Source organism: Acetobacterium malicum subsp. dehalogenans DSM 11527 (assembly GCF_000472665.1).
Lineage (GTDB): Bacteria > Bacillota > Clostridia > Eubacteriales > Eubacteriaceae > Acetobacterium > Acetobacterium malicum.
This window is the reverse complement of record NZ_AXAC01000046.1, coordinates 17,058-27,155: the sequence shown is the minus strand read 5'-3', so window position 1 is coordinate 27,155 and position 10,098 is coordinate 17,058. Positions and strand designations below refer to the sequence as shown.

At 42.6% G+C, this 10,098-nt stretch carries 9 protein-coding genes; all 9 read left to right on the top strand.

Going from position 1 to position 10,098, the window contains the following annotated elements; translation table 11 throughout:
- Window positions 1–357 precede the first annotated feature (357 nt).
- The 9 genes from A3KS_RS0115615 to A3KS_RS22805 all read left to right on the top strand — a co-directional run bounded on the left by A3KS_RS0115615 (window position 358) and on the right by A3KS_RS22805 (window position 10,066).
- Window positions 358–1,335, top strand: a complete 978-nt coding sequence (locus A3KS_RS0115615; protein ID WP_026395699.1) for a YbgA family protein — start codon at window positions 358–360, stop codon at window positions 1,333–1,335.
- 90 nt (window positions 1,336–1,425) lie between these two features.
- Window positions 1,426–1,746, top strand: a complete 321-nt coding sequence (locus tag A3KS_RS0115610; RefSeq protein WP_026395698.1) for a cupin domain-containing protein — start codon at window positions 1,426–1,428, stop codon at window positions 1,744–1,746.
- Between the two features lie 3 nt (window positions 1,747–1,749).
- A complete protein-coding gene (locus tag A3KS_RS0115605) occupies window positions 1,750–2,562 on the top strand; it encodes a transporter substrate-binding domain-containing protein (RefSeq protein WP_026395697.1) in 813 nt (270 codons plus the stop codon).
- An 8-nt stretch (window positions 2,563–2,570) separates the two neighbouring features.
- Window positions 2,571–3,356 (top strand): amino acid ABC transporter permease, encoded by a 786-nt coding sequence (locus tag A3KS_RS0115600; RefSeq protein WP_026395696.1) that lies wholly within the window; start codon window positions 2,571–2,573, stop codon window positions 3,354–3,356.
- Entirely contained in the window at window positions 3,328–4,062 is a 735-nt protein-coding gene (locus tag A3KS_RS0115595; RefSeq protein ID WP_026395695.1) for an amino acid ABC transporter ATP-binding protein, read from the top strand. The genes A3KS_RS0115600 and A3KS_RS0115595 overlap by 29 nt, the downstream gene beginning before the upstream one ends.
- A gap of 58 nt (window positions 4,063–4,120) precedes the next feature.
- Window positions 4,121–4,804, top strand: a complete 684-nt coding sequence (locus A3KS_RS0115590; protein ID WP_156913316.1) for a CDGSH iron-sulfur domain-containing protein — start codon at window positions 4,121–4,123, stop codon at window positions 4,802–4,804.
- A gap of 167 nt (window positions 4,805–4,971) precedes the next feature.
- A complete protein-coding gene (locus tag A3KS_RS22810; protein WP_051355935.1) occupies window positions 4,972–7,389 on the top strand; it encodes an HD domain-containing phosphohydrolase in 2,418 nt (805 codons plus the stop codon).
- A gap of 345 nt (window positions 7,390–7,734) precedes the next feature.
- Window positions 7,735–8,994 (top strand): UV DNA damage repair endonuclease UvsE, encoded by a 1,260-nt coding sequence (uvsE, locus tag A3KS_RS0115575; protein WP_026395692.1) that lies wholly within the window; start codon window positions 7,735–7,737, stop codon window positions 8,992–8,994.
- Between the two features lie 70 nt (window positions 8,995–9,064).
- The gene (locus tag A3KS_RS22805; protein ID WP_051355934.1) at window positions 9,065–10,066 is read left to right on the top strand and encodes a sensor domain-containing diguanylate cyclase; all 1,002 of its coding nucleotides are present in this window, start codon (window positions 9,065–9,067) and stop codon (window positions 10,064–10,066) included.
- Window positions 10,067–10,098 lie beyond the last annotated feature (32 nt).

Genomic DNA, 10,098 nt, shown 5'->3' with positions numbered 1-10,098 from the left:
CAATGAGAAAACAGGGAATCAAAGGTAGTGGTGAAAAGATGGCCGTGACGAAATGGAAGAATTCAAATGTCCATATCATCCACATGTTACTCCCAAACCAGTACTTTGAAGATCTGGGACTCATCGATTTATGTCAATATAAAGTTGGGTTACTGTCGAATTATTATTAATTCGGTGAGAGATTTCAGGAGCCGTGTACGGCAAACGTAAGCACGGTTCTGTGAGAGCAAAGAAATCCGGACTAATTACCCGGATTTCCAGCTACTCGATTTTGGGAACTGAGCCGGGCTCGGATGATTGAAGCTTTCTGCTAATGGGTAAGAACGATGTAAGATCAATAAAACGAGGAGAGCGAAAATGAATAATGAATTAAGACCCCAAGTTGTTGTCAGTAAATGTATGGGCTTTGATGCCTGCCGCTATAATGGGCAGACCTTGCCCGATAAGTTTGTCGAAAAACTGAAAGATTATGTGGATTATCATCCTGTTTGCGCTGAGGTGGAAATCGGCTTGGGGGTACCCCGAAACCCAATTCGGCTGGTGCTGGAAAACGAGCAGATTGTTTTGTATCAACCGGCATCGGAGACCGAATATACTCAGGAAATGATTGCTTTCAGTCACGCGTTTTTTGACAGTCTGAGCGAGGTGGATGGTTTTATCTTAAAAGGTCGTTCGCCGTCCTGCGGAACCAAGGACGTCAAGGTTTATCTCGGCAAGTCCAAAACCACCGGTTCGATCAAAGGTCAGGGCATCTTTGCTGAGCAGGTTTTTAAACGCTATCCCTACCTGGCCATTGAAGAAGAGGGGCGGTTAACCAATTTTAGAATACGGGAACATTTTCTGGCCAAACTCTATACGATGTGCAGCTATCGCCAGGTGGAAAAAGCTGGAACCATGGCAGCACTGGTTAAATTTCAGGCTAACAACAAATATCTGCTGATGGCTTATAGCCAGAAAGAACAAAAAGTGTTGGGACGCATTGTTGCCAATCATGACAAGCTGCCGGTTGATGTGGTGATAAACAGCTATAAAGAGCATCTGGGCATTGCTTTTTTTAGAATTCCCCGGTATAGTAATTATATTAATGCGATGATGCATATTTTCGGTTATTTTTCGGAACATCTTTCCAGTGGCGAAAAGACCTTTATTCTGGATAGTTTTGAAAAATATAAAAACGGGAGAATTCCCCTGAGTGTTCCCATTAATATTCTGAAATCCTATGTCATTAAATATAATGACAGCTATCTGCTGGAACAGAGTATCTGGGTGCCCTTCCCCGAAGAATTGATGGATATCAGCGATTCGGGAAAAATGGAAGATCTGATCAAAAAATAAAAGCGTTTTTTTGGGTGGAAACGATTCAAATTTTTATGCAGAACTGTTTTCTGGTTCAATTATATGATATGATTTATAGATGAGGTAAAAATGAATATTTATGAAATGCCCGGGTTCCCGATAAATGATGAAGTGATATCAGTTCTGGAGCAGAATGAAAGCGTCCGGATCGAACGGATTGTCAGTGCCGGTCAGCAATCTGACTGGTATGATCAGGAAGAAAGTGAATTCGTGATCCTGCTGGAGGGACGGGCCCAACTGGCGTTTGAAGGGAACAGGACGATCACCATGGAAAGAGGAGACACACTACTCATTCCACCCCACCAGAAGCATCGGGTTGCCAATACCTCAGCAGACCCGCCCTGTATTTGGTTGTGTGTGTTTTATCAGGTTAGCAAAGAAGGAGCATAAATAATGAAGAAACTAGGGTTAATGATAATGGTACTGGTCATGGCCGGATCGCTGCTGATTGGATGCAGCACCGCGGGCAAGGGCGGGACAAGTCAGGAAAAGCCTTTAATTGTCGGGATGGAACTGGCCTACCCACCATTTGAAACAAAGGATGACCAGGGCAATCCCAGCGGGGTCAGTGTCGATTTGGCTTATGCTCTGGGGGAATATCTGGGCCGACCGGTTCAGATCGAAAATACCAATTGGGATGGACTGATTCCATCACTGCAGACCGGCAAGGTGGATGTGGTGATTTCATCGATGACCATCACCGATGAGCGTAAAGAAGTGGTGGACTTTTCGGTACCCTATGCCCATTCTTATCTGGGACTACTGGTAAATAAAAGCGCCAATATCAATCAGGTCGAGGATCTGAATCAGCCGGGTAAAGTCGTGGATGTTAAAAAGGGAACCACTGGAAATATCTATGCCACAAAAAATTTAATCAACGCCACGGTTAATGCTCTTTCATCTGAAAATGCCTGTGTAACTGAGGTAACCCAGGGAAAAGCGGATGCCTTTATTTATGATCAGCTGACTATTTACCGCCAAAATCAAGCCAATCCGGATACTACCAAAGCCATTCTGATTCCCTTTCAGGATAGTGAAAGCTGGGGGATGGCTGTGAATAAGGGCAATGAAGAACTTTTAACTCAGATTGACAGCTTTATTGAAAACTTCAAAGCTCAGGGGGGCTTTGCGGAATTGACCGATAAATACCTGAAGGAAGAAAAACAAACCTTTGATGCGCTTGGCTTTCCATGGTTTTTTGATTAAGGTGATCGATGAAACAGACAGTTAATAAAGAACCTTCATTAGCAAATAAGGCGGCCAGTGGTATTTTTGTGGCCGTCGTTTTGATTGGATTTCTCTGGTTTTCAGTGAGTTCGATTGGACTGGAACTGGATTTTTCTACTCTTTACCAATATCGGCAGCGACTTTGGGAAGGTTTTTTGATGACGGTAATTATTTCGGTAGCCAGCTTGTTTGTCAGTCTGGTCATCGGTTCGCTCACTGCCATGGGACAAAATTCGAGAATCCTGATTATCAGTTATTTTTGCCGAGCCTATGTTCAGATTATTCGGGGAACGCCATTACTGGTGCAGATTTATTTTTTTTACTACATCATTGGTACGGCCTGGGGTGTGGACAATCGCTATGTGGCCGGCGTGGTGATCTTATCGATTTTTGAAGGCGCTTATATTTCCGAAATCATCCGTGGGGGTCTGGCAAGTATTGACCGTCAACAATATGAGGTGGCCAAGTCGATTGGGCTGACACCGGTTAAAACCCTTCAGCTGGTTACCATTCCGATATTAATGGCGCGGATTCTTCCAGCTCTGGCTGGTCAGTTTGCCTCGATTATCAAGGATTCTTCATTATTGTCGGTGATCGCGGTCATCGAACTCACGCAAACCGTTCAGGAGATTTCGGCAGATAATTTTAGAATGTTTGAAAACTATCTTTTTGTTGGGGCCTTATACTTTATTCTGACCTTTGGTGTTTCGCTGCTTTCCGGGGTGTTGGAAAGGAGGTATAACCATGAATATCGAGTTAATCAATATCTGTAAAACCTTTCAGGATGAACTGGTCTTACAGGATGTATGTGGTTCCTTTGACATTCATTCCATTGCTGTGATTGGACCATCCGGGGGTGGTAAATCGACCTTGCTCAGGATCATCGGGGGGCTTTTGACGCCCGATTCCGGCAACTTGAAAATTGATGGAGAGATCATCGGGTTCAGCAATAAATATTTGCACAGCTATCGTCGCAATATCGGGTTCGTTTTCCAGTCCAAAGGGTTGTTTGAACATCTTACCGCGTTGGAGAACATTATGTTACCGCTGGTACACGCATTCGGGATGGGTAAATCTCAGGCGCTGGAGATCAGCAGTAAACTGTTTGAGCGGTTTGGCTTGACTGATGAAAAAAGTAAGTATCCCTTTCAACTCTCGGGCGGTCAGCAACAGCGAATTGCCATTGCCAGAGCGGTGGCGGTTAAGCCCAAACTGTTGCTGCTGGATGAACCAACTTCAGCCCTGGATCCTGAATATACAGCAGAAGTATTAAATATGCTGGGCGAACTGCAAAATGAGGGGCTTAAAACGATTATTGTTACCCACGAAATGGGTTTTGCAAAAAACGCCTGTGAAGAGGTTGTTTTTTTAGCAAATAAACAAATCATTGAAAGCGGCAACAGTTCCCGGATATTCAAAAATCCGCAAACCGAGGAACTGCAAAATTTTTTAAATAAAATTCTTGAATGGAAGGTTTGATGGGGGTGCTGCGACCTTTTTAAAAACCGGAAATTTGATTTAAGCACGGAGATTGATAATGGAAAATGGAATGACTGGAAAAATTAAAATTTTAAAAGACGGGCCTTATGTGGTTACCGGGAATATCAAACTGTCGGAGAAAATAATTACTTCCCAGGGCAGGGGCTATGTTTATCGGGACGGGCGTAAGCTTCCCCAGGCCCAAACCTATACCCTATGTCGGTGTGGTAAGTCGAAAAATCCGCCTTTTTGCGATGGCGCCCATTCAAAATGCGATTTTCATGGCGAGGAAACGGCATCAAAAGTTGATTTTGAGGATCGGGCCGAGTTTCTCATCGGAGCGGATCTGGATATGATGGATGACCACCGTTGTGCCTTCGCCAGATTCTGTCATCGTAACAATGGAACCGCGTGGGAGATGATTAGACAGTCGGATGATCCGAGGCTTAAAGAAGAAGCGATTAAAGCTGCCAATGAATGCCCGGCCGGGCGATTAGTAGCAATGGAAAAAGACGGAACCGCGATCGAACCCGAATATGAGCCGGAGATTGTTATTCTGCAGGATCCTGAACGCGGGGTAAGTTGCGGTATCTTTGTCAAAGGCGGGATTCCCCTGCAATCGGTGGATGGCAGTCTCTATGAAAGACGAAATCGGCTGGTTTTATGTCGTTGTGGTGAATCCATTAACAAGCCCTTTTGTGATGCGACCCATGTGCACATCAAATATCTGGATGAACAATAATCAGGCTGAGAAAATGTTTGGATACCGGTAAAATTCATACCAGACAAAGGTTCGTTTAACCTTTGTCTGGTATGATGTGATTTCAGCCAGGAATAATTAATCTGTTTCAGGATGGGCTGATCTGTGAGCGTGCTAATTTACGGCTACTCTCCGGAATGAGGAAGTGTATGAATCTTCAAAACGTGTTGTTGAATTTAATCGTATTTGCGTTGCCAATCCTTGCTGGTATTTACATTTTTGTCGGGATTAAGCTTTTAAAACAAAAAGTAGCGGGACAGTTTAACTATTTTTCCGCATTAATGTTTTCCGCTGCAATTTATGCATTTGGCTATTTTCTTTCGCTCAATTCTCAAAATATTGAAATGATGATCCTGGCCCGGAATTTTGAGAATCTGGGAGTGATCTTTATTCCAACATTTGGGATATTATTTGTTTCACAATTTGTAAAAAAGAAAATATCAGAGCAGATAAAGTACGTGTTGTATATCCTTTCCAGTGCGATTTGGGTTGTTTATATCACCAATCCGATTCACCATTTGGCTTTTAACTGGGTGGAATTAACAACAGTTAACGGTTTTTCCGTGGCCAGCACCTCAAAAAACATCGGGTATTACCTGATTCTTGCTTATTATGCAATTTTCATCTTATTTTCTACGGTCGAATTAATAAAAGTGCTTAAAAAATCAAAATCCCCGAGTTTAAAAAAGAGCTATCGGTTTGTCCTCTTGTCACTCCAGGTATCCTGGATTGCGGTGTTGGTGATTCTAATCGGTTTTGACAAATATATTGATCCCACACCAATAGTGATTTTGTTTATTTTAGCAATGATCGGGATGAATGAAGTAAAAAATGATCTGTTCGAGCTGGAAATCAACCGCTGGAAACAAACGTTCTGGAATCTTGGCGAGGTGGCCTTTCTGATTAATGGCGATCATGAAATTATTTGTATGAATCCTGTGGCAAACCTTTTTTTTGATGGAAAAAAGGAAAGTGTCTCAGAAATTTTAAAAATTCTTGATCATGGCGATCATAAACGAAAACCGGTAAAAATAAAGGTAGCGGAAGATATTCGCTGGCTATATGTCAATAAAAATGATTTTGATATCCGGCGCAAGCTGGTCAGTTATATGTTGGTGGATTTTACCGATCGCCATCAGGCCGAAATAGCCCTAAAAGAAAGTGAAGAAAGACACCGGCTGCTGATTACCCAAATGGCCCAGGGGCTGGCAGTGCACGAGATAATCTTTGATCAATCCGGCCAGCCGATCGATTTTAGGTATCTGGATGCCAATGACAGTTATGAGAAGCTGGTGGGTCTGAAACGGGAGCAGATTATCGGCAAGACAGCCCTGGAAGTCTCCCCGGGAATGGATAAAAGCTGGATCGAAAAATACGGCCAGGTAGCGATGACTGGTCAGCCGATCCATTTTGAACACTATGACAAATATATTGATAAGTATTTTGAAGTGGTTGCCTATTCACCCAGATTTAAACAATTTGCCGTGATTATTTCCGACGTAACGGAGCGAAAACTGGCTGAGAAAGAAATCCGTTATCTAAGTTATCATGATTACCTTACCGGCCTTCATAATCGGCGGTTTTATGAAGAAGAATTGGGACGGCTGGACATCCCCGCTAATTTACCGATTACCCTGATTATGGCCGATGTGAATGGGTTGAAACTTATTAACGATTCCTTTGGTCATGCCATGGGCGATGAGCTGTTAAAAAAAGCGGCCCGGCTGATAATAGAAGCCGTTCCCGAAGGTAGCGTTGTGTCCCGGCTGGGTGGGGATGAATTTATCGTGATTCTGCCGCAGACTGATATTTTTCAGGCCGTTGATGTCATCAATGACCTGAAAGCAAAGACTGCTGATAACAAAATCGGGGCGGTTGATATTTCCATATCCTATGGCTATGAAATCAAAGAAATGGAAGACCAGGATATTCAGGAAATCTATAAACGGGCCGAAGATGATATGTATCGCCATAAGCTCTACGAAAGCTCCAGCATCAAGAACAAAACCATCGAATTGATTATGAATACCCTCTATGAAAAGAGCCACCGGGAAATGCTCCATTCCCGACGAGTGAGTGAGATTTGCAAATCAATTGCCATCGAAATGGGATTGAGCAAGGATGCCGTCAATCAAATTGGCGCGGCCGGTCTGATGCATGATATTGGAAAAATGGGAATTGACGAGAAAATTCTTAATAAGGAAGGATTGCTGAACTTTGAGGAATGGCAGGAAATTCAGCGGCATCCTGAAATTGGCTACCGGATTTTGAGTTCATCCAATGAATTTTCGGAAATGTCCAAGTATGTCTATGAACATCATGAACGCTGGGATGGGAAAGGTTATCCCAAAAAACTGAAACAGGAAGAAATATCCATTCAGGCAAGAATTATCGGGGTGGCGGATGCCTATGACGCGATGACCTGTGATCGAAGCTACCGTAAGGGGCTGAGTCAGACCGAAGCCATTCACGAGCTGAAAAAGAATGCTGGAACCCAGTTTGATCCTCAAGTGACCCAGGTGTTTGTGGAAAAGGTGCTAATTGAAGAGTTTGGAATGGTCGATTAAAAAGCGAGCAGCGCAGTTTTTAAAAAGCTGTTCCCCAAACTAATAATAAATCCCGTTCGGAGTGTTCCAACCAGTTGAAGGAGTCTGAAATCAGGCTCTTTTTTTGTGTAAAATTTAACCGGGATATCATTGATTTTACGTCCAATTCGCTGTATATTCAGGTTCATTTCTGGTATAATAAACAAAACCATGGGGAATTTCGTATCGAACTGATTTTATGCACGCAACATAAAGGGATGTTCGCTGGAGATTTGTGATAATGGTTATTTTTTAAGGCGCTAAAAATCAGGTCATCAGCGAAAAAAAGTGATTAAATTGTGTGAGCGGATAGGAAAGAAGGTTGTTATGAGGATAGGATATGCATGTTTAACGGTGGGGGTACCGAATACGGAGCTGAAAACGTGCTTACTTAAAAATGCGTCCGATGAAAAATTGACTGAATTGATCAAGCATAATTTGAACGCGCTTGAAAATATGATTGACTATAATATTGATAATCGGGTTGAGCTATTTAGAATCAGCTCATCCATCATCCCCTTTGGATCGAATCCGGTTAACCGGATCATCTGGTGGGAAGTGTTTGAAAAACAGTTTAAGAAGATTGGTAAGAAAATTGCCAAAAGCGGGATGCGGGTTTCAATGCACCCGGGACAGTATACGGTTTTAAACTCGGCAGATGAAAGTATTGTCACAAACGCCATTGCCGATCTGGATTATCACGCCCGCATTATGGACAGCCTGGGACTAAGTTCGGAAAATAAAATTATTCTCCACATCGGTGGGGTTTATAATGATAAAAAACAGGCGATTAAACGATTTTTGAAAAATTACGATCGCTTGGATGAAACCGTTAAAAAGCGACTTGTAATAGAAAATGATGATAAATCCTATACCATCAGTGATGTTCTGATCATTGGAAAAGCTCTGGACATTCCGGTGGTTTTTGATAATCTTCACCATCAGGTGAATCCCTGTGATGGAAATCAATCCGATTGTTATTGGATTGATGCTTGTAAAAGTACCTGGAAAAGCGGGGATGGCAGTCAGAAAATTCATTATTCCCAACAGAATCCGGAAAAGAAACCGGGGTCCCATTCCAAAACCATTGGGATTACCGAATTTATGGTCTTCTATCAGGAATTGAATGGCAGAGATCTGGATCTCATGCTGGAAGTTAAAGACAAGAATCTGTCAGCAATTAAATGTATTAATTGCACTACCGAAAAGAAAGAAATCAACCGCCTCGAACAGGAGTGGAGCAAGTACAAATATGCCGTCCTGGAAAGGTCGCCGCTTGATTATCTGGAAATTCGCAAACTGCTTAACAATAAGGACAGCTACCCGAGTGTTGAGTTTTATAATTTGGTGGAAAGCTCTTTTCAGAAAGAAACGACGATAGGAAACTCGATTAATGTGGCCCAGCATATTTGGGGTTATTTCAGAACGCTTGCCCTTCCCAGCGAAAAGAAGTATTTTTTAAAACTCCTCGATCAATATGAAAAAGGCGAGGCATCGATCAAAAAAGTAAAGAAGAATCTGTGGAAAATGACTGTTAAATATGAACAGACCTACCTGATGGACTCATACTATTATGTTATTATTTGATTAAAATAAAGTGGATGGGGTTATTGAAGTTTATTTTTCAATAATGAATCGGAAAGTGCAAGGAAAGATCATGTTGAATGCCGAAATCAGAGAATTGATTAAGTATCTGAAGAACATTGTTGCGGAAGAAAAGCCGGATCATGATGCGACCGAAAAATACCGGGAGGATCCGGATTTTATTGAGCTTGATAAGATGGTACGGGAGATTCGAAATGCCTGTAAAAAGCATTTTCAAATGATTTTTGATTTGTATCCCGATCCAACCATCATAACTACCATGGAAGATGGGAAATTATTGTCCTATAACCAGGCCTTTTTAAAAATGATTCAGTTAAGAGGGAATGGTATCGTTGATGAATCGTTCAACATTCACGATTTATATTTCGAACTGGATAAACGAGAACAGTTAATCGCTGAGCTGAAACGAACCGGCGTCAGTGAGAATATGGAGATCATGGTGAATGATGCGAATAATGAGATGTTTGTGGGTCTGGTTTCGGCCCAGGTCATTAACATTGAAGGCGAACCGCACATCTTAAGCGTGATCCGCGATATTACCGAAATTAAAAGACTGGAAGCGGAAATTGCCCAGCTGTCCACCAAGGACAAATTGACCAAGGTCTTTAACCGCCTTAAACTCGATGAATTTCTGCAATGTGAATTGGAACGTTCGGAGCGTACCAAAGCCTCGTTTGCAATTATTCTGGTAGACGTGGACTCGCTCCGAAATATCAATGATACCTATGGAAATCCGGTGGGCGATAACTTACTCGTGGCAATTGCAGAAATGCTCAAAGACAATGTCCGGGTGACCGATATTGTCGGCCGCTGGAGCGGTGAAGAATTTCTGGTTATTCTTCCGGATACCGATGAAAAGGGTGCGGTTACATTGGCGGAAAAAATCAGGACAATTGTTGAAAATACTGATTTTGAGATTATTGGGAAACTAACAGCCAGTTTTGGGGTATCGGCCTATCGCAAAGACCTGTTGCCGGCAACTCTGATTTCCAGAGCCCATGGGGCCCGAAACCGGGCTAAAGAGAAGGGCCGAAACCGGGTGGAATGTCAGTAGTGAAAAACACGAAGGAAAAATGATGGACGAGG